A 22451-nucleotide genomic window follows, 5' to 3' on the forward strand; every position below is an offset into this window, starting at 1 on the left:
TGAGCGTGATGCTGCGGCGGCCGATGCTGCCGAGGCGGTGCTGCGCGCACCCTTTGCCGTGCTGGACAAGGCGCTGGCCGCGACGGGCTATCTGGCGGGCGGGCGCTTCACCGTGGCTGATATCAATGTGGCGGAGATTATTCGCTACGCCGTGGCGGCGCCGGCGCTGTTCGAGGCCAATCCACATGTGAAGGCGTGGCTGGCGGCCTGCCATGCGCGGCCGGCGTTTCAGCGGATGTGGGCGGAGCGGGATGCTGAGCCGGCCTGAGGGCGGCAGGCTGCGGGAAGACCTGGGTAGGATCGAGGGGCTTTGCCCCTCGAGCACCCCAGCAGGAAACTTAGTTTCCTGCACCTTCGTTTAATTGTTGGGTTTATGTTGTAATTCACTTGGACTAAATTTTGTTGAAGTAGACATACTATAGTAAACTTATTTTTTGAATTTTTTCGAATGTAGGAAAATTTTCGACATACATGTCGAGCCTGGTGGGAGAGCGCCAGAGGGCAAAGCCCTTTCGCCGTTTGTATTGCCACAAGCGCCTGTCGGCCGCCTGTCAGGATTGCCCTAGCACCCAGCCTTCCCAGCGCTGAATCCATGGGTCTTCCGGCACATGATCGGCGCGGCGGCCATCGAGGACTTGCAGCATGCAGAGCAGGCCGATGAGGCAATCCAGCCTGTCCTCGCCGGCGGTGTCGTGGCCGAAGCCATCGGTGATGGCGGCGGAGAGGGCGGGTTCGGGGTGGGCCTGGGCTTGGGTGAGAGCCTGGTGCAGGGCGGGGGCCAGGGCGCGGCGGGCGGTTTGGTCGCGTTTGCTGCCTGGGAGTTTGAGGCCGAGTTGGCGCATGGCTTCGGCGGGGTAGACCTCGGCCAGGACGGCCCGGCCGGGGCGGAGGAGGGCTTGCAGGCGGCCTTCGAAGGGCCAGAGGGAGAGCGGCGCGCCGGCTTGCAGGGCCGGGGCCAGCCAGTCCCGCCAGGCGGCGATGGCGGCCTTGCCGGATTGATTGGCGCCGAGCGTCCAGAAGAGCGGGGCGCCGGCGGGGCGGAGCGGGGTTGCACGGTCACAATGGCGCGACAGATCGGCCGCACTTGCCATGCCCAGGGCCTGGGCGTGGGAGAGGCGCGTCATGCCCTTCACGGCGCGGGCGGGGTAGAAGGGGCGGGCGCGGCTGATGGTGGTGAGGGTTTCGTTCACCTCGAAGAATTCTGGCGTGGTGAGGCGGGCGCGGAGAAAGGCGGGGAAATCGGCCTCGGTGCAATGGGTGGCATAGGCGCGGGGCAGGCCCAGGGGCAGGTCCAGGCCCATAAAGACTGGCGGGCCTTCGGCGAGCAGGGGGCGGAGCAGGGCCATGGGCTCGCCCACCAGCCGGGGGGCGGCGGTGTGCCATGTATTGTTTCGCCGCCGTGCCAGGGCGTGGTAGCGTTTGGGGGTATGCATTGACCAATCGGCATGCAGCGCAATCATCTCCGGAGCCCCGCATGAGCATCACACGACCTGATGGCAGCTACAGCGCCGTCGCGAAGATTTTTCATTGGGTGAGCGTGCCCTTGATTGTGTTGGCGCTGCTGAGCGGGGTGGTGATTGGCCATATCAAGGATCCCTCGAAGATGGGGTTTTACGCGATCCATGAAAGCCTGGGGTTGACGCTGTTGATATTGGTGCTGGCGCGGCTGGCCTGCCGGCGCTTCAGCCCGCCGCCGCCGCTGCCTGGGGATCTGCCGGGGTATTTGCGCAAGGCCTCTGCCGCCACCCACCATATGCTTTATGCCGCGCTGGTGGCGCAGCCGGTGCTGGGGTTTTTCGCCAGCAATGCCTTTGGTTTTCCGATGCAGGGGGCGACAGCCTATCTCGGTTTCATCGACTTGCCAAAATTCATGAATGCCTGGGAGGGATTGGCCAAGCCCCTGATGTGGCTGCATGGCTGGCTGGGCTGGCTGCTGCCGGTGCTGATCGCCGCCCATGTGGCGGCGGCGATCTATCACCATGCCATCCGCCGTGATGGCACGCTGATGCGGATGCTGTGAGGGCCTATAGCGGTTTTTGCGCGCGTTCGAGCAGGCGGGAGAAGAAGCCGGGCTTTTTGGCGGGGGCTTGTGGTTCGGCGGCGGCCGCGGCCTCGCGTGCGGCGGTGGCGGCTTCCTCGCGGGCGCGCTTTTCCTTCTGGGTGAGCCATTTATCCAGGCTCATGCCGGCTTTCGCCGCCCGCTTGGCTTCATAGGCGCGCTGGCCTTCGGTGAGTTTGCTGGCGTCCATGGTGATCTCCTGAAGTGCTGTTGTGGCGCGGGGCGATGGACGCTGGCAAGGGGCGGGCGGCTGGCGCAGAATGGGGCCATGGAAGCACGGGTGAAATCAGAGATCTGGGTGAGCATGGCGATCCGGCTTTCCAATGCCGCCGGCCGCCCGGCGATGCAGTTGCGCCGGGGGGACCCCGATAGTGGCGGCTTTTTGTGTGTGTTGTTGGGGCGGGGGGGGGTGGTGGTGCTCTCCCAGGCGCGCGATGCCGAGGGGCGCCCGGCCTGGATGCGCGGCACTGGCCCAGCGCCGGTGGAGCAGGCGGTGGCGGATGCCTATGTCGAGCGGCAGGTGAAGCGCGACCCTGATCTTTGGGTGGTGGAATTCGAGGCGCCGGATTACCTGCCGCCTTTTGAGGGGCGGATTTTGTAGGGGATTATTTGGCCGCCTTGGCGATGGGCGGGATGAACTGCGCCTCGGTGTCCCAGGGGAAGAGAATCCAGGTATCCTGGCTGACCTCGGTGATGAAGCTGTCCACCAGATCGCGGCCGGCGGGTTTGGCGTAGATGGTGGCGACATGGGCGCCGGGCAGCAGGGCGCGGACCACCCTCAGCGTGGTGCCGGTGTCCACCAGATCATCGATGATGAGCCAGCCGGTGCCATCACCGGCGGCGGTGGCCTGTTTCATCACCTGGGGCTCGCCGCGGCTTTGCTCATCATAGGTGACGACGGAGATGGTCTCTATCACCCGGCATTCCAGTTCACGCGCGACGATGGCGGCGGGGATGAGGCCGCCGCGGGTGATGGCGACGATGCCCTTCCAGGGGCCGCCATGCAGCAGGCGCCAGGCAAGGGCTTTGCTGTCACGGTGCAGTTGGTCCCAGGTGACGGTGAAGTAGCGTTGGGTCATTTTTTCTAGAACATCCTTCCGCCATTGGGCACCGCCTGGTCGGGGGCGAGCAGCACCACGGCACCTTGGGCATCGGGCATGCCCAGCACCAGGATTTCGCTCATGAATTTGCCGATCTGCCGGGGCGGGAAATTTACCACCGCCGCCACTTGGCGGCCGAGCAGCGCCTGGGGCGTGTAATGCACGGTGAGTTGGGCTGAGGTCTTCTTCACGCCGATCTCCGCGCCGAAATCGACCCAGAGTTTGATCGCGGGTTTGCGCGCCTCGGGATAGGGCTCGGCCTGGATGACCGTGCCGACCCGGATGTCCACACGCTCGAAATCGTTCCAGGAGATGGGATCGGCCATGCGATGGGCGCTTAGCGGCTGTGCGCCATGGAGGAAAGGGGGGCGCTTGCCGGTTGGGCTGCCCTGTGCAATCCGAAATGTGACGAGAAGGAAGTCCAAGATCATGCGCGATTTTCATGCCCCGGGCCGCAGCCCGGTCATTTCCGGCCGTGGCATGGCCGCGACCTCCATGCCGGCGGCGACGCTGACGGCGTTGGATATTCTGCGCTCGGGCGGCAATGCGGTGGATGCCGCCATTGCGGCGACCGCGGTGCTGGGGGTGATTGAGCCGCAGAGCACTGGCATTGGTGGTGATTGCTTCGTGCTCTATGCGCCGGCCGGCACGGGCAAGGTGATTGCCATGAATGGCTCGGGCCGTGCGCCGGCGGGGGCGACGCCTGAGGCGCTGCGCGCCCGCCAGGTGACGGCGCTGGAACCCACCAGCGCGCATTCGGTGACCATTCCTGGTGCCATTGGCGCCTGGGAGAAGCTGAGCCGCGCGCATGGCCGCAAGGGGCTGGATGAATTGCTGGAGCCGGCGGCGCGCTTTGCCGAGGGTGGCTTTCACGTTCATGCCCGCGTCGCCACGGATTGGGCGGATGCGGCGGGCAAGCTGGCCAAGAATGCGGCTGCGGCGCGGCATTATTTGCCCGGCGGTGTGGCGCCGAAGATGAGCGATAAGATGGCCTTCCCGGCCCTGGCCCGCACGCTGCGCAATATTGGCCAGCATGGCGCGAAGGCGTTTTACGAAGGTGCTGCGGCCGCCGATATGGTGAAGGCGCTCAATGCGCTGGGTGGTCTGCACACCGAGGAAGATTTTGCCAATGGCCGCGAGGCGGCGGAGTTCGTCACGCCGATCAAGACCCGCTGGAAGGGGATGGATGTCTTCCAGTGCCCGCCCAATGGCTCGGGCATGATCGTGCTGGAGATTTTGAATATTTTGGGCAATCTGCCGACTGCCGAGCAGGGGCCGCTGAGTGCCGAGCGCTTCCATCGGCATATTGAGGCGGCGCGGCTGGCTTATCGGGACCGTGATGCCTTCCTCTCTGACCCGGCCTTCTTTGATGTTCCGGTGGAAAAGCTGCTGAGCCCGGAATATGGCGCGGCGCTGGCGCGGTTGATCTCTGATGAGCGGGCGATGGCGATGATGCCGCTGGCGGGCGAAAGCGACCTCGCCCGGCATAAGGACACGATTTACATGTGCGTCGTCGATGAGGAGGGCAATGCCTGCTCCTTCATCAACTCGCTGTTTGAGAGTTTTGGCTCGGGTATTCTGGCCGAGGAATCGGGGGTGATGCTGCAGAATCGCGGCTATGGCTTCCGGCTGGAGGAAGGCCACCCGAATTGCATCGGGCCGAATAAGCGGCCGATGCACACCATCATTCCCGGCATGGTGATGAAGGATAATGAATGCATCATGCCCTATGGCGTGATGGGCGGGCATTTCCAGCCGATGGGGCAGACGCTGTTCCTGACCAATCATTTTGAATATGGCATGGATGTGCAGGAGGCGATTGATGCGCCGCGGCTCTTCCCGCGCCTGGGCAAGGTGCAGGTGGAGAATGGGATTTCGCCGGAGGTGGTGGCCCGGCTGAATGCGCTGGGGCATGAATGCGAGCCCATTGCCAAGCCGCATGGTGGCGGCCAGGCGATCTTCATTGACCGCAAGCGCGGTGCGCTGATCGCGGGAAGTGAGCCGCGCAAGGATGGCTGCGCGATGGGGTATTGAGGGCAGCGGCCGGGCGCGGTTTCAACCCCGCCCGGCATGGCTTGCCATCATTCACCGGGGGGCGTTTCCTTCTGCCCCAAGGGCCGCGTGATGCGGCGAGAGGACACGACACATGACCGAACCCTGCGACCTCACCGCCATTGCGGCCCGCCGCATGATTGGGGCGAAGAAACTCTCCGCGAGCGAGCTGCTGGAAAGCTGCATCGGCCGGATTGCCGCCATCAACCCGGCGGTGAATGCGATGACGGCGATGGATATCGACGCCGCGCGCGCCACCGCCCGGGCGGCCGATGAGAAGACCATGCGGGCGGATCCGCTGCCGCCGCTGCATGGCCTGCCGCTGGGCATCAAGGATCTGGAAGAGACCAAGGGGCTGCGCACCACCTGGGGCAGCCCGATCTTCGCCGACCATATTCCCACCCGCGATGAGGGCATGGTGCGGCGCCTGCGCGAGGCGGGCGGCAATGTGCTGGGCAAGACCAATGTGCCGGAATTCGGCTTGGGGGCGAATAGCCGCAACACCGTCTGGGGTGCCACGGGCAATGCCTTCAACCCGGCCTATAATGCGGCGGGGTCCTCGGGTGGTTCGGCGGTGGCGCTGGCCACCAATATGGTGCCGCTGGCTTCCGGCAGTGATACCGGCGGCAGCTTGCGCAATCCGGCCGCTTTTAATGGCATTGTGGGTTATCGGCCGTCATCGGGGCTGGTGCCGAGCGAGCGGCGCGGCCATGGGTTTTCGCCGCTGCCGATGCTGGGGCCGATGGCGCGCAATGTGGCGGATCTGGGCCTGATGCTGGGCGCGATGGCGAGTGATGATGCGGCTGATCCGCTGGCCTATAGTTTTCCGGGCCATCGCATGCGTGAGCGGCCGGAGCTGTTTCACCCGGTGCTGCCGGCTGATCTTTCCGCCATGTCGCTCGCCTTCACCGAGGATTTCGGCCTCGCACCGACTGAGGGGATTGTGCGACGGAAATTCCGCCAGGTGGTGGCCGCGCTCGCGCCGATGTTTGCCCGGGCGACTGAGGCCACACCGGATGTGAGCGGTGGCGATGAGGCGTTTGAGGTGCTGCGCTCGGTGGGTGTGCTCTCCGCCCATGCCGAGAAGGTGCAGACGCGGCCGCAGGATTGCGGGCCGAATATGCATGCCAATGTGGCCGAGGCGATGCGCTATACCTTCGCCGATAATTCGGCGGCGCTGACCCGGCAGACGCAGATTTATTTCGGCTTTCAGGCGTTTTTTGGCGAGCATTCGGTGCTGATCAGCCCCGCCATCTGCTGCTCGCCGCGGCCGTGGCGCGAGCTTTATCCGGCGGTGATCGATGGCAAGCCGGTGCGGAGTTACTTCCATTGGCTGAGTCTGGCTTATTACGTGACGCTCACCGGGCACCCGGCGATGAGCCTGCCGGTGGGGCTGGATGAGAAGGGTTTTCCCTTCGGTTTGCAGATTGTGGGCCCGCGCGGTGGCGATGCGGTGGTGTTGCAGGTGGCAGCGGCGATTGAGGCGGCTTTTGCCGGTGATGCCGAGTTTGGCCGGCCGCTGCCGGATTTGGCGGCTTTGGCGAAGGCGCGGCCGATCTCGGAAATGGAGGCCTTTAAGACCTGGGATTAGGGATTTTTCCAGCCCCGCGGCTTCGCGGGGGGCGATTGGGTCAGTCAAAGCTTGAGCCGTTTCACCCTCTTCGCTTGTGGTGAAACGGCTGTGGTGGGGTGTTGATGGCCTGAAGCGGCACCTGGCTACCAGCGCCGGCCGTAGCCGGAGCCGTGTTGCGGGTGGTAGCCGCGACTATAGCCACGGTTATAGCCGCCATTGCGATGGCCATGGCCGCTATTGGCGGCCAGCGCCACGCCGCCGGCCAGGGCGGCGACACCCGCGCCGAGCAGCAGGGTATTGCCCATATTCACGCTGCCATCGGGGTTCTGGCAGGCCCCCAGCAGCAGGGTGGCGGAGAGGGCGGCGGCGGTGAGAAGCTTTCGCATGGGTTTTGGCCTGGGGGAGGTGCCGGCTGTCACCCCGGGCACCGAGGGGGCTATCCCCTCAAGACACATGCTGGACCCAGGCCGTGGCGTAATCGCGCCCGCTTCAAGGCAGCGCGCGGCGGCTTTGTGATGTTGTTGTGGCGGCCCCCAGGGGGAGGGAAGGGAAGCGGCTCAGCGCGTGGCGGTGAAGGCGTTGTAGGTGAGCATGGTGTAGGTGTCTTTCACGCCCTCCACCGTCTGCACCTTTTCGACCACGAAGAGGCCGACATCCTGCTCCGGGGCCAGGTAGAATTTGCCCAGCAAATCATATTGCCCGGAGATGGAGTGCATTTCCGACAATTCCTCGATGCTGTCGGCCATGTGGCGCGCGACACGATAGGCCGCGCCCATCTCACATTTGATCTGCACGAAGATCGCTCGCATCTCGGGCTCCTTGGGATATGCCGGGAGGATGGACGCGCGCGGGCGTGGGGGCAACTGACCTTGGGGCGGGCGCGGTGCAGGGCGGCTGCCCAAGATGGTGGCAGAAACCGCCGCATATGGCCCTGGCCGCTTTGGAGGTGCGTTCCATGGCCGGCGTGAAATGGCTATTCAGTCGCCATGGAATCGAAAAATGACCGTGACGGCCCCGCCCAGCCCCTACTCGCGCTTCGCGGCCTGACCAAGCATTTCCCGATCAAGGGGGGGCTGTTTGGCAATACCGTGGCGACTGTGCGCGCCGTGGATGGGGTGAGCTTTGAGGTGATGAAGGGCGAGACGCTCGGCATTGTGGGGGAGAGTGGCTGCGGCAAATCCACCACCGCTCGGCTTTTGGTGCAGCTGCTGGGGCTTGATGCGGGCAGCATGGTGTTTGATGGCGAGGCGGTGGGTGAGCCGCGCGCGAGCGGCATTTCGCTGCGCAATTATCGGCGGCAGGTGCAGATGGTGTTTCAGGATAGCTATGCCTCGCTGAACCCGCGCCTGCCGATTGAGGACAGCATCGCTTTCGCGCCGAAGGTGCATGGTGTGGGCGAGCGTGAGGCGAGTGAGCGGGCGCGGGATTTGCTGGCGGCGGTGGGGCTGGCGCCGGCGCAATTTGCCCGGCGCTACCCGCATGAATTGTCGGGTGGGCAGCGGCAGCGGGTGAATATTGCCCGGGCGCTGGCCTTGCAGCCGCGGTTGGTGATTTTGGATGAGCCGGTCTCGGCACTGGATAAATCGGTGGAGGCGCAGGTATTGAACCTGCTGGTGGACCTCAAGGCGAAATTTAATCTGACCTTTGTGTTCATCTCGCATGACCTCAATGTGGTGCAGTTCATCTCCGACCGGGTGCTGGTGATGTATCTGGGTGAGGTGGTGGAGATTGGCCCGGTGGAGGCGATTTATGACCGCCCGGCGCATCCCTATACCCGCGCCCTGCTGGCCAGCCGGCCGAGCATGGACCCGGCCAAGCGGCGCACCGTGCCGCCCTTGGTGGGCGACCCGCCGAACCCGGTGAACCCGCCCAGCGGTTGCCGCTTCCGCACCCGCTGCGGCTTTGCCGAGGATGTCTGCGCGGCGCGCAAGCCGGTGGCGGCTGATTTGGGTGATGGGCATTTGGCGGCCTGCCATATGGCGACGCCCGATAGTGGGCATTCCAAGGCCGGTGCGATTTTGGAGGTGGTGGTATGAGTGCCGCACCTCTGATGAAGCTGACCGATCTCTCGGTCACCTTCGCCACGCGCGACCGCACGGTGCATGCGGTCAATGGCGTGAATATGGAACTCGCCGAGGGCGAGGTGCTGTGCATTCTGGGCGAGAGCGGCTCGGGCAAATCGGTCACGCTGCGGGCGCTGATGCGGCTTTTGCCGAAATTCGCCCGGGTGACCGGCGGCATCGAAGTGGCGGGCCAGAATGTGCTGGCGATGAGTGAGCGGCGCATGGCGGATTTCCGCGGCGGCGAGGTGGCGATGATCTTCCAGGAGCCGATGACGGCGCTGGACCCGGTCTTCACCGTGGGGCGGCAGATTGCCGAGGTGGTGCAGCGCCATGAGGGGGCCTCGCGGGCAACGGCAATGGCCCGTGCGCTGGAATTGTTGGAGTTGGTGCAAATTCCCTCGGCCAGGCGGCGGTTGGATGCTTATCCGCATGAGCTTTCGGGAGGGCTGCGGCAGCGGGCGATGATTGCGGTGGCGCTGGCCTGCCGGCCCAAGCTGTTACTGGCCGATGAGCCGACCACGGCGCTGGATGCCACGGTGCAAATTCAGGTGCTGCTGCTGCTGCGCGAATTGCAGCAGAAGCTGGGCATGGGGGTGATTTTCGTCACCCATGATCTGGGCGTGGCGGGTGAGATCGCCGACCGGGTGGCGGTGATGTATGCCGGCAGGGTGGTGGAGGAGGGGCCGGTGGGCAGCTTTATGGCCGGGCCGCTGCATCCCTATCCGCGTGGCCTGCTGAACAGCACGGTGCATGGCAATATGCGCGGCAAGGTGCTGACGACCATTCCGGGTGCGCCGCCGAGCCTTTCCAGCGTGCCCACGAGTTGCAGCTTTTCCCCGCGCTGCGCCATGGCCGAGGCGGCCTGCGAGGCAGGGGTGCCGGCGATGGTGGAGGCGGGCGGTGGCAGGCGGGCGCGCTGCATTAAGATTGCGGCTGGGTGATTCCGCAGGCGCCGCGGAGTGACGCGCGGCGGCGGCGGCGCTAGGCTTGCTTCTCCGAAATGGGGGAAAGCCTGATGGCGAAGATGGTGGCGGCGGTGGCCGCGAAGGCGGGCGGTAAGACCGCGGTGAAGAAGAAGGCCGGTGCGGCGCAAGCCTCCGCGCTGGAACCGCGCAGCGGCGGCAGGCTTTTGGCCGATGCCATTATTGCCCAAGGTGCCACCCATGTTTTTGCCGTTCCGGGCGAATCCTATCTTGATCTGCTCGATGGGCTTTATGCCAATCGCAACCGGGTGGAGTTGGTCACCTGCCGCTTTGAGGCGGGCGCGGTGAATATGGCCGAGGCGCATGGCAAGCTGACGGGGCGGGCTGGTGTGGCCATTGTCACCCGCGGGCCCGGCGCCTGCCATGCCGCCATTGGCGTGCATATCGCCATGCAGGACAGCACGCCGCTGGTGCTGCTGGTCGGCCAGATTCCGCATGAGGAGACTGACCGTGAATCCTTCCAGGAGGTGGATTACCGGCGGATGTTCTCGCCCATCGCCAAATGGGTGACGCAGATCGACCATGAGAGCCGCATTCCTGAACTGATGGCGCATGCTTTTGATGTGGCGCAATCCGGCCGGCCGGGGCCGGTGGTGGTGGCGATTTCGGAGGAAATGCAAAAGCGTTTTGCCAGCGTGCCGGATATTCCCCCGGCGCGGGTGGCGCCGGCGCATCCCTCGCCTAAGGCGATTGATGAGATGATGGAGATGCTGGGGCGCGCCAAGCGGCCGCTGGCGATTCTGGGCAGCAGCAATTGGTCCGAGGCGGGGCGCGCGGCGATTGCGAAATTCCTGGTGGCGAATAATTTACCGGTGGCCGTCTCCTTCCGCCGGCAGAGCAATTTTGACGGCAACCACGATAATTTCGTGGGGGATTTGGGGGTTGGTGCTGATGCGGCGCTGGTGGCGCATGCCAAGCAGGCCGACCTTATTCTCGCCATCGGCACCCGGATGGGGGAGCCGGTGAGCCAGGGTTATACGCTGCTCGATATGGCGGGGGCGACGCCGCTGGTGCAGGTGTTTCCGGAGCAGGGCGAGATTGGCCGGGTGTATCGGCCGGCGCTGGGTATTACCTCGGATCTTGATGCCTTTGCCGCGGCGGTGAAGGGGCTGCGCGTGAAGAAGCCGGTCTGGGGCGCCTGGACGAAGCAGTTGCGCGCCAGCCGCCTGGCTCAAGCCGAGGCGCCGGATTATGAGGGGCCGCTGAATCTGGCCCGGGCGTTGCAGGCGCTGGAAAAGGCGCTGCCGGCGGATACGATCTTCACCACCGATGCCGGCAATTTCGCCACCTGGCCGACCCGGTTTAACCATGTCGGCGCCAAGCAGGATTTCCTGGGGCCGACCTGTGGTGCCATGGGCTATGGCATTCCCGCCGCCATCGGCGCCAAGCTCACCGCGCCGGAGCGCGAGGTGATTTGCTTTGTGGGCGATGGTGGGGCGCTGATGACGGGGCAGGAAATCGCCACCGCCTTCCACCACAAGGTCAACCCGATCATCCTGGTCTTCAACAACCAGATGTATGGCACCATCCGGATGTATCAGGAGCGGACCTATCCTGAGCGCATTTCCGGCACGGCGCTGACCAACCCCGATTTTGCCCGCTTTATCGAGAGCTTTGGCGGGCATGGTGAGGTGGTGGAGCGGACCGAGGAGCTCGTGCCGGCCTATAAGCGGGCCTCGGCCTCGAAAAAGCCGGCGATCATCGAGATTCGGATGAACCCGGAGCAGGTGACCAATCGGGCCACTGTTGCTGATCTTAGGCGGCAGGCGAAGAAGTAAGGCCCTCGGCCGGGGGCGGCGCTGGGTTTGGGCGAGTAGGCGGGGGGAAAGTAACGGCGCGTTGAAACAAGATCGAGGGGCTTTGCCCCTCGAGCACCCCAGCAGGAAACTTAGTTTCCTGCACCTTCGTTTGATTATCGATTTTAATATTCATCAAAGGTCCAGGAAAATCGTCGACATACATGTCGACCCTGGTGGGTGAGCGCGAGAGGGCAAAGTCCTTTCGCTCTTTTACTCAGCAGCCAGCTATCGCGGCGCCGGTTGCCGGCGCCGCCTTTGGCTTAGGCTTGCAACTGCATCAGCCCATCGAGGGCCACACTGCCTTCGGGCAGGCAGACGAGTGGGTTGATCTCCATCTCCTCCAGCCTTGGGCCGATGGCGGCGGCGAGTTCGGAGAAGCGGGCGATGGTTTGGGCCACCTTTGCTACGTCGACGGGGGCGGCGCCGCGGAAGCCGTCCAAGAGGGCAAAACTTTTCAGGCTGCGCAGCATCGCCTCGGCGCGGGCGGGGGAGACGGGGGCGATGTCGAGGGTGACATCGCGCCAGAGTTCGGCCTGCACGCCGCCCAGGCCGACCAGCAGGGTGACGCCGAATTGCGGGTCCTGCCGCGCACCCAGGATCAGCTCTGGCCCGCGGGCGGCCATGCGCTGCACCAGCACGCCATCCACCCGCGCGGCGGGCGCGTGGTGGCGCACGCCCTCCATGATGGCGGCGAAGGCGGTGCTGACCTCGGCGGCGTTGGCGAGGTTGAGTTTCACCCCGCCCACCTCGGTCTTGTGTGCGATATCGGGGCTGTCGAGCTTGAGCACCACCGGGTAGCCCAGGGCCTCGGCGGCGGCGATGGCGGCTTCGGCGGTGGCGGCGCGGGCATCGGGCATGGCGGGCAGGCCGGCGGCGGCGAAGGCGGATTTGGCCTGTGCCTCCATCAGGGTGCAGGCGCCTTTGGGCAGGGCGGCAGCGGCGGCTTTTGCTGCCTCGCCGATCACGCCCATGGCGGGCTGGCCGTCATGATATTCCAGCCAGAGGGCGATGGCCTTCATCATTCGCCGCATGCTGCGGAACAGCGAGAGATCGGCTGAGGTGTCCACCGCGACGGGGCCGGGGCCCTCGAGGCTTTCGGGAATCCAGGCGATGCAGATGGGCTTGCCGGCCGCCTTGGCGAGTGGCGCCATGGCGGCCATGCGCAGCGGTGTGGTGGTGGGGTTGTGATAAACCACCGGCATGACAATGGCGGCGTATTGCGGGTCGGCCAGCATGGCGTTCATGCAGGCATCGAAGCTGGCCGGGTTGGTGGCGACCTGGGCGGTGAGGTCGCAAGGGTTGCGGGGGCTGCCGAAATCGGGGATGGCGGCGCGCAGCACCGCCTCGGTTGCGGCGGTGGGCTGGGGCAGGGTGAGGCCGGCATATTCCGCATGGTCGGAGGCCAGGATGCCCGCGCCGCCGGAGGGGGTGGCGATGCCCACGCCCCGCGCCTTGGGCTTGGGCGCCTTGGCCATGAAGCCGGCGGTTTCCAGCAGCGCGTCGAAATCCTCCACCTCGAGCATGCCGGCGCGGCGGAAGGCGGCGGACCAGGCGGCGGTGCTGCCGGCCATGGAGCCGGTATGGGACATGGCGGCCTTGGCGCCGGTTTCGCCGCGGCCGAGTTTGAGCACCACGATGGGTTTGCCCAAGGCGCGCGCCTTATCGCCCAATTCGATCAGGCGGCGGCCATCGCGCAGGCCTTCCACGGCCAAGGCGATGCTGCGGCATTGCGGCATTTCGAGTTGGAAGCCGGCGAGGTCGCATACGTCCAGATCGGTGGAATTGCCGGCGGTGGCCATGTGGCACATGGCGAAGCCGCGCTCGGCCGCCTGCATCAGCGCATAGCCCAGCGCGCCCGATTGGCTGACCACGCCCACGCCACCGGCCGGTGCCGTCATCTTGAAGTAATCCGGCATGAAGGTGGCGCCGGCGCGGGTGACATGGTTGACGAAGCCCAGGCAATTGGCGCCGAGCAGGGGGATGCCCAATTCGCGGGCGCGGGCGCGCAGATGCTCCTCCTCCACCGCGCGTTCGGGCAGATCGGTCTCGCCATAGCCGGAGGCGTAGATGGTGAGGCCACCCACCCCGCGGGCGGCGGCGAGTTCCACATTGGCCAAGATGCCGGTGCGGGGCATGCAGAGCACCACGCTGTCCACCGCCTCTGGCAGGTCGGTGATGGAGGCGACGCAGGGGTAGCCATGCAGCTCCTGGCCGGCATATTTCGGGTTCACCGCGTAAACCGGGCCGGCGAAGCCGCGCATATTGGTGATGGTGCGGGCGCCGAAGCTGGTGGGCTCGGCCGAGACGCCGACAACGGCGACGCTATTGGGCGCGAGCAGGCGGCGCAGTGATTCTGCGCGGCGAAGCGGTGCTGGATTCACGTGTTTCTCCCCTTATCGGGGAAAGGCTAAAGCGATGCGGGCGAAGGGCAAGCCCCATCCAGCAGCGCGGGTGCCGCCCAGGCTGCGAGTGCCATGCCGATGCGCGCATGATGTGGCACGTAATGGCCGGCGCGGTGCAGCAGATTGACCGTGCCGAGCACCCGCCCATTCCACAGCACGGGCAGGTTCAGCACGCTCTCACAGCCCAGGGCCAGGATGGTTGCGTGATCGGCGAAGGTGGCGCGGATGGTGTCAGCGTCCTGGCCTATGAAGGGGCGGCCTTCGACCAGCAATTGCTGCGTCCAGGCGGTTGGGCGCAGGGGCTTGGCGCCGCCCACGGGGTATTGCTGCTGGTGGCTGGAATGGATGCGGGCATTGCGCCCGGCGCCCGCATCATGGCGCATGATGGTGAAGAGGCGATGGCCTATCTCTGCGCCCATCGCCGCCTGCAAGGCCTGGAATAGTGTTGCTGGCTGGCCGGGAAGGGCCTGGGCCCAGGCGAGGTTCATCGCAGAGGCTCCGTGCTGACATGCGCGGTCCGGGCGACTTGGCACCCGGCATCGGGGGGCGGGTGTCACGTCCGCCCGGGCAGGCGCAATCAGCGGCCGCCGAAGGTAAAGGCCGAGGGCATGGGCTGCTGCTCAGGGGCCACGGGCGCCTGCTGGGCCTGGGATTCCTTCATCTTGCTTTCGATCTGCTGGACGAGGGTGAGAAGCCCATTGGCGAGGGCAGGCAATTGCATGACCGGCACGAGGAGCAGGCTGGAGGGGGCGGCTTTTCCGTCTGGCCCGAGCTGGGCGAGGGTGATGCGCGCCACCCCCAGATTGACGCTGGCGTCGAGGATGCCATCGGTGAATTGGCTGGGCAGGTTGGTCATGAAAATCCTCGCGCGCTGGTCTGGCCGCCGGGGCGGGGATTTTCCCCTCGGGCGAAGGCGGCCTTGGTTGTGTGGCCAGTATGTCTGATTTTGTGGTGATGCACCATGCCAATGGCGGGCCATTGGCTGGGAGGCGCCCCCGCTGCCCATGGGCGGCGGGGGCGGGGGGCTCACTGCTCGAGGAAGGCGCGGGCCATGCTGTCGCGGATCGGCTGGGTCATGTAGCGCCAGAAGCTGCGCTGCCCTGTCTGGATATGGCCTTCCACCGGCATGCCGGGCACCAGGAAGACCGAGGGCAGGCGGTTCAATTGCTCCTGATCGATCGCGATATAGGCTCGGTAGTAGCTCTGCCGGGTCTGCGGGTCGGTGGTGACATCGGCCGCGAGGAAGGTGACATGGCCATGCAGGTAAGGCACCAGGCGCTGCTTGAAGGCGGGCAGGCGAATTTCCGCCTGCAGGCCGGGATAGACCACGTCGATATCATAGGGCTGGACATTCACCTCTGCCACCAATTGGTCGCGCGCGGGGATGAGGTCCATCAGCGGATCACCCGAGCGGATGGCGGCGCCGATGGTGAAGGTGCGCAGGTTCACCACCGTGCCGGCCTCGGGGGCGAGGACCTCACGGCGGGTGGAGACATCGGCCGCGGCACGCATGCGCTCCTCGATATCGGCGAGGCGTGCTGCGACGTCACGCCTATCGGTATTGACCTCCTGCATGCGCTGGTCGGTCATCTGGCGGACGGTGTTGCGGGCCTCCTGGATGGTGGCCTGTGAACGGTCGATCTGGCCTTGCAGATCAACGATCTGGCCTTCAAGCCCATGCAGGCCGCGTTGCAGGGCCAGGAGTTCGGGCAGCCGCGCCAGGCCCTGATTGACCAGGTTGCGGCGCATCACCTCCTCCTGGACGATGAGCTGCAATTGCCGGCGGGTGGAGAGCAATTGGCCCTGGGCGCCGGAAATGGCCGCCTGCTGCTGCACCTCGCGCGCTTCCATCACCGAGACCTGGCTGAGCAGGCTGGAGCGGCGGGCATCGAAGAGGGCGATCTGGCCGGTCATCGCCTCGATCGCCCTGGGGTGGGTGGAGGCTGCGAGGTCAGCGGGGAAGGTGACCAGGGGCGCGCGCTCGGCCTCGGCTAGCAGGCGGGCCTCTTGCGCCTGCAGGGCGAAGCGCTGGGCACGCAGCCCCTCCAGCGTGGCGCCGGACTGCACATCATCGAGGCGCATGACCACCTGGCCAGCCTCGACCCGGGTGCCATCGCGCACCAGAATCTCCTGCACGATGCCACCTTCCAGATGCGCCAGCGTCCGGCGGGTGCCTTCCACCTTGATCACGCCTGGTGCCACCGCGGCCTCGGCGAGGGGCGCGAACACCGCCCAGATCATGAAGCCACCGAAGAAGCCGAGCATGATGATCAGGCCGAAGATGGTCACCCCGCGGGTGCGCGGGCGCTTGGCGTCCAGCAGCGGGTCGAAAGGCAGTTCGATGGCTGGCCTTGCGGCGCGGAGCTGGGATTGGGCCGGGGCAGCGGGGGCTGCGGGCGGCGGGCCGGCGGGGCGCTCGATGATATCGCTCATCTCAGGCAGCCCCCCCCATTGGCATGGGTGCGGGTATTTCCGCCGGGCGTGGCGGTGCCATCAGGCGCTTGAGCACTTCCGCACGGGGGCCAAACATCTCGATCGCACCTTCCTTGAGCAGCAGGACCTTATCGACGCCCTGCACCAAAGCGGGGCGGTGGGAGACGAGGACCACGGTGCAGCCCTGCGCCTTGAGTGTTTCCAGCGCGCGGGTGAGAGCGGCCTCGCTATCGCCATCGAGGTTGGAATTCGGCTCGTCCAGCACCACGAGTTTGGGGCGGCCGAACATGGCGCGGGCGAGGCCGATGAGCTGGCGCTGGCCGCCGGAGAGATGCTGCCCGCCATCACCGATTTCAGTGTCATAGCCATTGGGCAGGCGCAGGATCATGTCATGGCAGCCGGCGAGGCGTGCGGCCTCGAACACATCATCGGGCTCGGCCTCGCCCATGCGGGCGATGTTGCGGAAGACGGTGCCGTCAAACAGCTCCACATCCTGCGGCAGATAGCCGACATGGCGGCCGAAATCCTCGCGCTGCCACATGAAGACATCGGCGCCATCGAGGCGGACATGGCCCTGATTGGGCTGGGCCACGCCGATGAGCATGCGGATGAGCGTGGTCTTGCCCGCGGCGGAGGGGCCGATGATGGCGAGGGATTCGCCCTTGTTGAGTTCGAAGGCGACGCCCTTGACCATGGCCACATTCTGGCCGGGGAAGGCGAAGGAGACCCGGTCAACCAGCACCTTGCCCGTGGGCTCGGGCAGTTTCATCCCCTCGGGGCGGATGCGGGGCTGGGCCAGGAAGGACTGCAGCCGGCGGTAGCTTTGCCTGGCCGAGACCAATTGCTTCCAGCCGCCAATCAATTGCTCCACCGGGGCCAGGGCGCGGCCCATGATGATGGATGCGGCGATGGAGGCGCCGGAGGTCAGCTCCTGTTGCAGCACCAGATAGGCGCCAAAACCCAAAATGGCGATCTGCACCGCGAGGCGGATGAATTTGGTGGAGCCCACGATCCAGGCCGCACGGTCGGCCGCGCGTTGCTGCGGCGGCAGGCTCTTGGCCACGCCTTCGCGCCAGCGGGTCATCACCGCGGGGAGCATGCCCATGCTGTCGATCACCTCGGCATTGCGGCCGATGGCATCCGCCCGGCGCTGGCTGGCCATGGCGGTGGTATTGGCCTCGCGCAGGAGGTTGGAGGTGATGAATTCATTGGCGAGGGTGAGGCCAAAGAGCAGCGCCGCACCAGCCACAGCGATGATGCCCATCAGCGGATGCAGGGCGAAGATCACCGCCAGATAGATCGGCACCCAGGGCACATCATAGAGTGCCAGCATGCCCGGTGAGCCGAGATAGCCGCGGCAGATCGCCAAGTCGCGCAGCGCCTCCATCCGGTAGGGGCGGCCGCGCAATTGGGATTCGAGCGCGCGGGCAAAGCCTTCGGGCGCCACGCGGTTTTCCAGCCAGGTGGCGACGCGCTGCATGATGGTGCCGCGCACCGATTCCAAAATCGCCAGAATGGCGATGGCGAAGACGGCGATCAGCGTCAGGTAGAGCAGGGTATCGGTGTTGCGGGTGGCGAGCACCCTGTCGAACACCTGCATCATGTAGATGGAGACGGTGAGTTGCAGCAGGTTGGCCACGCCCGAGAAGGCGCCGACCAGCATGAATTGCGAGCGGCAGGAGGCGATGGCACGGGCCAGCGGCGTGTCATTGAGCGGGTTTGGGGCGAAGAGCCCCGGGCGCGGTGGCATCATGGCGATATACCCGATCCTGACATACTGGGAATCACACGGTTCATCGGCACGACCTAGCCCCTCCTGTGGTTGCTGCGCCAGGGTGGGCGGCAGACCTTGGCCCAGCGCAGCGGCGCATCATAACGGCAAACCGGTTACCCAATGGTGTTGCCTTGGCGTGGTGAGCGGCTGGGTATGCCTGATATTCAACAAGCGTGCCGCTCATTTTGAGTCCTTTTAAGTCCTTGCTGCAAACTGGCGTGAATTGGCCTGCTCAGAATGCTGTTACGCGTTTTATGTACTGAACCGGTGCGATATTTCATTTTTTTACGAATTTTTCATGCTGGCGGCCTGCTCGGAGGATGCGGCAGGGCGGAAGACAAAGCGGCGGGAGAGGGCGAAATTGATGAACATGCCGGCGATGGAGCCGGCCGCCACGCCCAGCACCGGATGCGCGGCCACCAGCGGGCTGGCCGCCAGGGCCGCAGCATAGGTGCCGTAATTGGCAGCAAAGCCGAGCAGATTGAGTGCCACGAACTGGCCCCATTGCCGCGCCACCGGCGCCTGGGCGGCGGAGCGGAAGGTCCAGGCCCGGTTCAGCGCGAAGGTCAGGCTCGCCGCCGCGAGATAGGAGGCCACCCGCCCCGCATAGGGCCCCACACCCAGGGCCAGCATTGCCAGCAATACGGCCGAATCCATCACGAAGCCGGCGGTGCCGACCAGGCCGAAGCGCAGGAATTGCACAATGATGGGGAAACGGAGGAACATAGCGCCCTTTAGATGGGCGGGCGAGCGGGCGCAAACAGGGGGCCGGTTTCGATTGCATGGCGGCGGGCAGGGCGGCTTTGTGCATACGACAGGCATAACGGCCTTCCCTTGGCTTCGGCCATCGGCCAAGCTCTGCCCAGCCTTAATTCCAGGAGAGCGAGATGCTGCGTAGAGACCTCATGGCGGCCGGTTCCGGCCTTGCCGTTTCAACCCTGGCCGCGCCTGCCATGGCGCAGCCTGCCGCCCAACGGGTGATCCGCTATTCGCCGCACGCCAACCTGCCCAATATCGACCCCTTCACCAATACCGCCTTCGTCGCCCGCGACCATGCCTTCCTGGTCTTCGACCAGCTCTATGGGATGAATGAGCGCTTTGAGCCGCAACCGCAGATGGTGGCGGGCCATGTGGTGGAGAATGGGGGGCTGCTGTGGCGGTTTACCCTGCGCGATGGGCTGAAATTCCATGATGGCACGCCGGTGCGCGGGCGCGACTGCGTGGCCTCGATTCGCCGCTGGGGCCGGCGCGATGCCTTCGGCCAGGTGCTCCTGGCCCGGGTGGCCGAGATGGCCGAGGTTTCGGACAAGGTGTTCGAGATCAAGCTGAACACGCCCTTCCCGAAGATGCTGGAGGCCTTCTCTAAGGTCACCACGAGCTGCCTCTTCATCATGCCTGAGCGGCTGGCGAATGTGGACCCGTTTACCAATATCACTGAGGCGGTGGGCAGCGGGCCCTTCCGCTTCCTGCGTGACCAATGGGTGCCGGGCAGCCGCGTGGTGTATGAGCGCAATCCTGATTATGTGCCCATGCCCAATGGCACGCCTTCGATGACTTCCGGGCCGAAGGTGGTGCATTTTGATCGGGTTGAGTGGAACATCATGCCCGACCCGGCCACCGCCTCGGCCGCCATTCAATCGGGCGAGTTGGATTGGTGGGAACAGCCCACGGCGGATCTCTTCCCGCTGCTGGCACGCAACCGCAACATCACCGTCGATGTCATTAACAATACCGGGCTGATCGGCATTTTCCGGCCCAATCATCTGGTGGCGCCGTTCAACAACCCCGCCGTGCGCCGGGCGGTGATCACCGCCATCAACCAGATGGATTTCATGACCGCGGTGATCGGCACCGCCGGGGTGACGGGGTATCCTGACCTGCGGCGGGAGAATATCGGCTTTTTTGCGCCTGAAAGCCCCTCGGGCTCCACGGTGGGGCTGGACCGGCTGAAGAAGGATATTGCGGCGGCGCGGGCCGAATTGCAGGCGGCGGGTGCCATGGGCGCGCGCATGGTGCTGATGAATGCGACCGATCTCGCCTCGATCAATGCCGCCACCCTGGTGGGCGCTGATCTGTTTCAGCGGATGGGCTTTAATGTTGATCTGGTCTCGGCCGATTGGGGCACGGTGGTGGCGCGGCGTGCCAGCCGCAACCCGCTCGAGCAGGGCGGCTGGAGCGGGTTTTTCACCTTCTGGTCCGGCGTGGATCATTGGAACCCGGCGAGCCATGCAGCGATTCGTGGCCATGGCACCGATGCCTGGCCGGGCTGGCCGACCATCCCCGCGATGGAGGCGCAGCGCGATGCCTGGTTCAATGCGCCCGATGATGCGGCAGCCAAGGCGGCGACGGCCGAGATGCAGCGCATCGCCTTTGACCAGGTGCCGTATATGCCGCTCGGGCGTTACTATCAGCCCACCGCCTATCGCCGGAACATCACCGGCATGCTGAAGGGCCAGCCGCCGCTGTTCTGGAATATCCGCCGCGGCTGATCTTCGGCGATACCCGTGGCCAAACTGCGCCACGTGTCTAAAATATGCGCATGGGCACGGCAAAGGCTGTGCCCGCGCCTGACCTGGGAGCCCTTGCCATGCAACGTCGTGAACTCTTTGCCGCCACCGCCGCCACCGCCGCCGCAGCTATGACCTCGCCCGCGGTGGCGCAGGCGCCGCGCATTTTGCGCTTTGTGCCCCAGGCCAATCTCACCAGCCTCGACCCGATATGGACGACGGCCAATGTCACCCGCAACCACGCCTATATGGTCTATGATACGCTCTATGGCCTGGATGCAGAGTTTAATGCGCGGCCGCAAATGGCCTCGGGCCACAGCATTGAGGATGGTGGCAAGCGGATCACCATCACCCTGCGCGCTGGGCTGCGCTGGCATGATGGCGAGCGCGTCACGGCGGCGGATTGCGTGCAGAGCCTGGTGCGCTGGATGCGCCGCAACCCTTCGGGCCAGCAATTGGCCCGGCAGTTGGATGAATTGGTCGCGGTGGATGACACCTCCTTCCGCTTTCGGCTGAAAAAGCCCTTTCCGCTGCTCTTTTCGGCGCTGGCCAGCCCGGTCAATCCGGCACCGTTCATGATGCCTGAGCGGATTGCGGCGACGGATGCGTTTCAGCAGATTCGCGAAGCCATCGGCAGCGGGCCGTTCAAGTTCAACAGCCGGGAGTATAATTCCGGCAGCCTCGTGGTCTATGAGCGCAATGGCGATTACGTGCCCAACCCGCAGGGGCGGCCGAGCTTTACCGCGGGCCCCAAGGTTGCGAATTTTGACCGCATCGAATGGCGCATCATCACCGATGCAGCGACAGCCACCGCAGCCCTGCAAACCGGCGAGATTGATTGGTTCGAGCAGCCGCCGCCGGAGATTCAGCAGATGCTGCGGCGCAACCGCAACATCACCCAGGAGCCGATCGACCCGCTGCCGCTGAGTGCCATTCTGCGCTTTAATTTTCTGCATGGTCCCTTCGATAAGAAGGAGATGCGCCAGGCCATTCTGCCGGCGGTCAATCAGGCCGATTACATGAGTGCGGTGGTGGGCACTGACCCGGCCTTGATTCGCACCGGGGTGGGGGTTTTCACGCCCGGTACGCCTTTGGCCTCGGATGTTGGGCTGGAGGCGCTGACCGGGCCGCGCAGTATTGACCGCGCCAAGGCTTTGCTGCGCGATGCGGGCTATACCAACCAGCTTATTCGCCTCATTGGGCCGACTGATATTCTGGCGCCTGCCGCCATCACCCAGGTGGCGGGGGATATGTTCCGCCGGCTGGGGGTTAATCTCGATTTCGTGCTGACCGATTGGGGCACGGTGGTGCAGCGGCGTGCCTCACGCGAGCCGATTGAGCGCGGCGGCTGGAATGTGTTTCTGACCAGCTTTTCCTCGACCGATTTCATGGACCCGGCGGGGCATTTCCCGCTGCGCGGCAGCGGCGCCAATTCCTGGCCGGGCTGGCCGACGGTTCCGCGGCTGGAGGAGCTGCGCGACGCGTGGTTCGATGCGCCTGACCTCGATGCGCAAAAGGCGATTGCGCGGGATATGCAGCGCACGGCGATGGATGAGGTGCCGTTTATTCCGGTGGGGGCCTATATGTCGGTGACCGCCCATCGCAGCAATTTGCGTGACCGGGTGCCCGGCTTTGCGCTGTTTTGGAATTTGCGGCGCGCCTGAGGGGCGGCTGACCGGCCTGGCCTTGCTCTCTGCGCCGTCATC

22 protein-coding genes are annotated in these 22451 nt (G+C 65.4%); 10 read left to right on the plus strand and 12 right to left on the minus strand.

Annotation, left to right across the window (positions count from 1 at the left end; genetic code table 11):
• Positions 1-268: glutathione binding-like protein (locus tag ABWP84_RS07725; protein WP_353211437.1), on the plus strand; the 268-nt coding region annotated here is incomplete at its 5' end.
• A gap of 283 nt (positions 269-551) precedes the next feature.
• On the opposite strand, the gene ABWP84_RS07730 is transcribed toward ABWP84_RS07725, so the two are convergent.
• On the minus strand, positions 552-1433 hold the full coding sequence (locus ABWP84_RS07730) for a hypothetical protein (RefSeq protein WP_353211438.1): 882 nt from the start codon (positions 1431-1433) through the stop codon (positions 552-554).
• Between the two features lie 41 nt (positions 1434-1474).
• Between ABWP84_RS07730 and ABWP84_RS07735 the strand changes: the two genes are divergently transcribed.
• Positions 1475-2020 (plus strand): cytochrome b/b6 domain-containing protein, encoded by a 546-nt coding sequence (locus ABWP84_RS07735; protein WP_353211439.1) that lies wholly within the window; start codon positions 1475-1477, stop codon positions 2018-2020.
• A gap of 4 nt (positions 2021-2024) precedes the next feature.
• Here the strand turns inward: ABWP84_RS07735 and ABWP84_RS07740 are convergent, their stop codons facing one another.
• Positions 2025-2249 carry a hypothetical protein gene (locus ABWP84_RS07740; protein WP_353211440.1) on the minus strand — a complete coding sequence of 75 codons (225 nt, stop codon included), beginning with the start codon at positions 2247-2249 and terminating at the stop codon, positions 2025-2027.
• A gap of 78 nt (positions 2250-2327) precedes the next feature.
• Here ABWP84_RS07740 and ABWP84_RS07745 point away from each other — a divergent pair, with 78 nt between their 5' ends.
• Positions 2328-2660 (plus strand): DUF1491 family protein, encoded by a 333-nt coding sequence (locus tag ABWP84_RS07745; RefSeq protein ID WP_353211441.1) that lies wholly within the window; start codon positions 2328-2330, stop codon positions 2658-2660.
• Between the two features lie 4 nt (positions 2661-2664).
• On the opposite strand, the gene gpt is transcribed toward ABWP84_RS07745, so the two are convergent.
• Positions 2665-3138 (minus strand): xanthine phosphoribosyltransferase, encoded by a 474-nt coding sequence (gpt, locus tag ABWP84_RS07750; RefSeq protein WP_353211442.1) that lies wholly within the window; start codon positions 3136-3138, stop codon positions 2665-2667.
• Positions 3139-3143: 5 nt separating this feature from the next.
• On the minus strand, positions 3144-3485 hold the full coding sequence (locus tag ABWP84_RS07755) for a tRNA-binding protein (protein ID WP_353211443.1): 342 nt from the start codon (positions 3483-3485) through the stop codon (positions 3144-3146).
• A 103-nt stretch (positions 3486-3588) separates the two neighbouring features.
• Here ABWP84_RS07755 and ggt point away from each other — a divergent pair, with 103 nt between their 5' ends.
• Together ggt and ABWP84_RS07765 are read left to right on the plus strand one after the other, a co-directional pair.
• Complete coding sequence (ggt, locus tag ABWP84_RS07760; RefSeq protein ID WP_353211444.1) at positions 3589-5193, plus strand: gamma-glutamyltransferase; 1605 nt, start codon at positions 3589-3591, stop codon at positions 5191-5193.
• A gap of 112 nt (positions 5194-5305) precedes the next feature.
• On the plus strand, positions 5306-6802 hold the full coding sequence (locus tag ABWP84_RS07765; protein WP_353211445.1) for an amidase family protein: 1497 nt from the start codon (positions 5306-5308) through the stop codon (positions 6800-6802).
• A gap of 125 nt (positions 6803-6927) precedes the next feature.
• On the opposite strand, the gene ABWP84_RS07770 is transcribed toward ABWP84_RS07765, so the two are convergent.
• Both ABWP84_RS07770 and ABWP84_RS07775 read right to left on the minus strand, forming a co-directional pair.
• Entirely contained in the window at positions 6928-7170 is a 243-nt protein-coding gene (locus ABWP84_RS07770) for a hypothetical protein (protein WP_353211446.1), read from the minus strand.
• Positions 7171-7341: 171 nt separating this feature from the next.
• Entirely contained in the window at positions 7342-7593 is a 252-nt protein-coding gene (locus tag ABWP84_RS07775) for an Lrp/AsnC ligand binding domain-containing protein (protein WP_353211447.1), read from the minus strand.
• A 177-nt stretch (positions 7594-7770) separates the two neighbouring features.
• On the opposite strand from ABWP84_RS07775, the gene ABWP84_RS07780 reads away from it, so the two are divergent.
• The 3 genes from ABWP84_RS07780 to ABWP84_RS07790 all read left to right on the plus strand — a co-directional run bounded on the left by ABWP84_RS07780 (position 7771) and on the right by ABWP84_RS07790 (position 11608).
• Positions 7771-8820, plus strand: a complete 1050-nt coding sequence (locus ABWP84_RS07780) for an oligopeptide/dipeptide ABC transporter ATP-binding protein (RefSeq protein ID WP_353211448.1) — start codon at positions 7771-7773, stop codon at positions 8818-8820.
• Positions 8817-9788 carry an ABC transporter ATP-binding protein gene (locus tag ABWP84_RS07785; RefSeq protein WP_353211449.1) on the plus strand — a complete coding sequence of 324 codons (972 nt, stop codon included), beginning with the start codon at positions 8817-8819 and terminating at the stop codon, positions 9786-9788. Before ABWP84_RS07780 ends, ABWP84_RS07785 begins: the two co-directional genes overlap by 4 nt.
• Positions 9789-9862: 74 nt before the next feature.
• Entirely contained in the window at positions 9863-11608 is a 1746-nt protein-coding gene (locus ABWP84_RS07790; RefSeq protein ID WP_353211450.1) for a thiamine pyrophosphate-dependent enzyme, read from the plus strand.
• 281 nt (positions 11609-11889) lie between these two features.
• Here the strand turns inward: ABWP84_RS07790 and ABWP84_RS07795 are convergent, their stop codons facing one another.
• The 6 genes from ABWP84_RS07795 to ABWP84_RS07820 all read right to left on the minus strand — a co-directional run bounded on the left by ABWP84_RS07795 (position 11890) and on the right by ABWP84_RS07820 (position 18964).
• Positions 11890-14010 carry an acetate--CoA ligase family protein gene (locus ABWP84_RS07795; protein WP_353211451.1) on the minus strand — a complete coding sequence of 707 codons (2121 nt, stop codon included), beginning with the start codon at positions 14008-14010 and terminating at the stop codon, positions 11890-11892.
• Between the two features lie 26 nt (positions 14011-14036).
• Entirely contained in the window at positions 14037-14519 is a 483-nt protein-coding gene (locus ABWP84_RS07800) for a GAF domain-containing protein (protein WP_353211452.1), read from the minus strand.
• 89 nt (positions 14520-14608) lie between these two features.
• On the minus strand, positions 14609-14887 hold the full coding sequence (locus ABWP84_RS07805) for a hypothetical protein (protein WP_353211453.1): 279 nt from the start codon (positions 14885-14887) through the stop codon (positions 14609-14611).
• Positions 14888-15057: 170 nt separating this feature from the next.
• On the minus strand, positions 15058-16464 hold the full coding sequence (locus ABWP84_RS07810; protein WP_353211454.1) for an HlyD family type I secretion periplasmic adaptor subunit: 1407 nt from the start codon (positions 16462-16464) through the stop codon (positions 15058-15060).
• Between the two features lies 1 nt (position 16465).
• The gene (locus ABWP84_RS07815) at positions 16466-18217 is read right to left on the minus strand and encodes a type I secretion system permease/ATPase (RefSeq protein ID WP_353211455.1); all 1752 of its coding nucleotides are present in this window, start codon (positions 18215-18217) and stop codon (positions 16466-16468) included.
• A gap of 306 nt (positions 18218-18523) precedes the next feature.
• Positions 18524-18964, minus strand: coding sequence for a GtrA family protein (locus ABWP84_RS07820; RefSeq protein ID WP_353211456.1), 441 nt, complete (start codon positions 18962-18964; stop codon positions 18524-18526).
• A gap of 161 nt (positions 18965-19125) precedes the next feature.
• On the opposite strand from ABWP84_RS07820, the gene ABWP84_RS07825 reads away from it, so the two are divergent.
• Together ABWP84_RS07825 and ABWP84_RS07830 are read left to right on the plus strand one after the other, a co-directional pair.
• Positions 19126-20727, plus strand: a complete 1602-nt coding sequence (locus ABWP84_RS07825) for an ABC transporter substrate-binding protein (protein ID WP_353211457.1) — start codon at positions 19126-19128, stop codon at positions 20725-20727.
• Positions 20728-20825: 98 nt separating this feature from the next.
• Positions 20826-22409, plus strand: a complete 1584-nt coding sequence (locus tag ABWP84_RS07830) for an ABC transporter substrate-binding protein (RefSeq protein WP_353211458.1) — start codon at positions 20826-20828, stop codon at positions 22407-22409.
• Positions 22410-22451: the final 42 nt, after the last annotated feature.

Origin of the sequence: Rhodovarius sp., assembly GCF_040399605.1 — a bacterium.
Taxonomy (GTDB): domain Bacteria; phylum Pseudomonadota; class Alphaproteobacteria; order Acetobacterales; family Acetobacteraceae; genus Rhodovarius; species Rhodovarius crocodyli_A.

What these genes read in the sequence shown, in the direction of transcription:
- gpt (WP_353211442.1), bottom strand. Translation starts at nt 3,138, where the DNA reads ATGACCCAACGCTACTTCACCGTCACCTGGGACCAACTGCACCGTGAC.
- ABWP84_RS07775 (WP_353211447.1), bottom strand. Translation starts at nt 7,593, where the DNA reads ATGCGAGCGATCTTCGTGCAGATCAAATGTGAGATGGGCGCGGCCTAT.
- ABWP84_RS07820 (WP_353211456.1), bottom strand. Translation starts at nt 18,964, where the DNA reads ATGTTCCTCCGTTTCCCCATCATTGTGCAATTCCTGCGCTTCGGCCTG.
- ABWP84_RS07755 (WP_353211443.1), bottom strand. Translation starts at nt 3,485, where the DNA reads ATGGCCGATCCCATCTCCTGGAACGATTTCGAGCGTGTGGACATCCGG.
- ABWP84_RS07785 (WP_353211449.1), top strand. Translation starts at nt 8,817, where the DNA reads ATGAGTGCCGCACCTCTGATGAAGCTGACCGATCTCTCGGTCACCTTC.
- ABWP84_RS07770 (WP_353211446.1), bottom strand. Translation starts at nt 7,170, where the DNA reads ATGCGAAAGCTTCTCACCGCCGCCGCCCTCTCCGCCACCCTGCTGCTG.
- ABWP84_RS07825 (WP_353211457.1), top strand. Translation starts at nt 19,126, where the DNA reads ATGCTGCGTAGAGACCTCATGGCGGCCGGTTCCGGCCTTGCCGTTTCA.
- ABWP84_RS07730 (WP_353211438.1), bottom strand. Translation starts at nt 1,433, where the DNA reads ATGCATACCCCCAAACGCTACCACGCCCTGGCACGGCGGCGAAACAAT.
- ABWP84_RS07830 (WP_353211458.1), top strand. Translation starts at nt 20,826, where the DNA reads ATGCAACGTCGTGAACTCTTTGCCGCCACCGCCGCCACCGCCGCCGCA.
- ABWP84_RS07780 (WP_353211448.1), top strand. Translation starts at nt 7,771, where the DNA reads ATGGAATCGAAAAATGACCGTGACGGCCCCGCCCAGCCCCTACTCGCG.
- ABWP84_RS07800 (WP_353211452.1), bottom strand. Translation starts at nt 14,519, where the DNA reads ATGAACCTCGCCTGGGCCCAGGCCCTTCCCGGCCAGCCAGCAACACTA.
- ABWP84_RS07790 (WP_353211450.1), top strand. Translation starts at nt 9,863, where the DNA reads ATGGCGAAGATGGTGGCGGCGGTGGCCGCGAAGGCGGGCGGTAAGACC.
- ABWP84_RS07745 (WP_353211441.1), top strand. Translation starts at nt 2,328, where the DNA reads ATGGAAGCACGGGTGAAATCAGAGATCTGGGTGAGCATGGCGATCCGG.
- ABWP84_RS07810 (WP_353211454.1), bottom strand. Translation starts at nt 16,464, where the DNA reads ATGAGCGATATCATCGAGCGCCCCGCCGGCCCGCCGCCCGCAGCCCCC.
- ABWP84_RS07805 (WP_353211453.1), bottom strand. Translation starts at nt 14,887, where the DNA reads ATGACCAACCTGCCCAGCCAATTCACCGATGGCATCCTCGACGCCAGC.
- ABWP84_RS07735 (WP_353211439.1), top strand. Translation starts at nt 1,475, where the DNA reads ATGAGCATCACACGACCTGATGGCAGCTACAGCGCCGTCGCGAAGATT.
- ggt (WP_353211444.1), top strand. Translation starts at nt 3,589, where the DNA reads ATGCGCGATTTTCATGCCCCGGGCCGCAGCCCGGTCATTTCCGGCCGT.
- ABWP84_RS07815 (WP_353211455.1), bottom strand. Translation starts at nt 18,217, where the DNA reads ATGATGCCACCGCGCCCGGGGCTCTTCGCCCCAAACCCGCTCAATGAC.
- ABWP84_RS07765 (WP_353211445.1), top strand. Translation starts at nt 5,306, where the DNA reads ATGACCGAACCCTGCGACCTCACCGCCATTGCGGCCCGCCGCATGATT.
- ABWP84_RS07740 (WP_353211440.1), bottom strand. Translation starts at nt 2,249, where the DNA reads ATGGACGCCAGCAAACTCACCGAAGGCCAGCGCGCCTATGAAGCCAAG.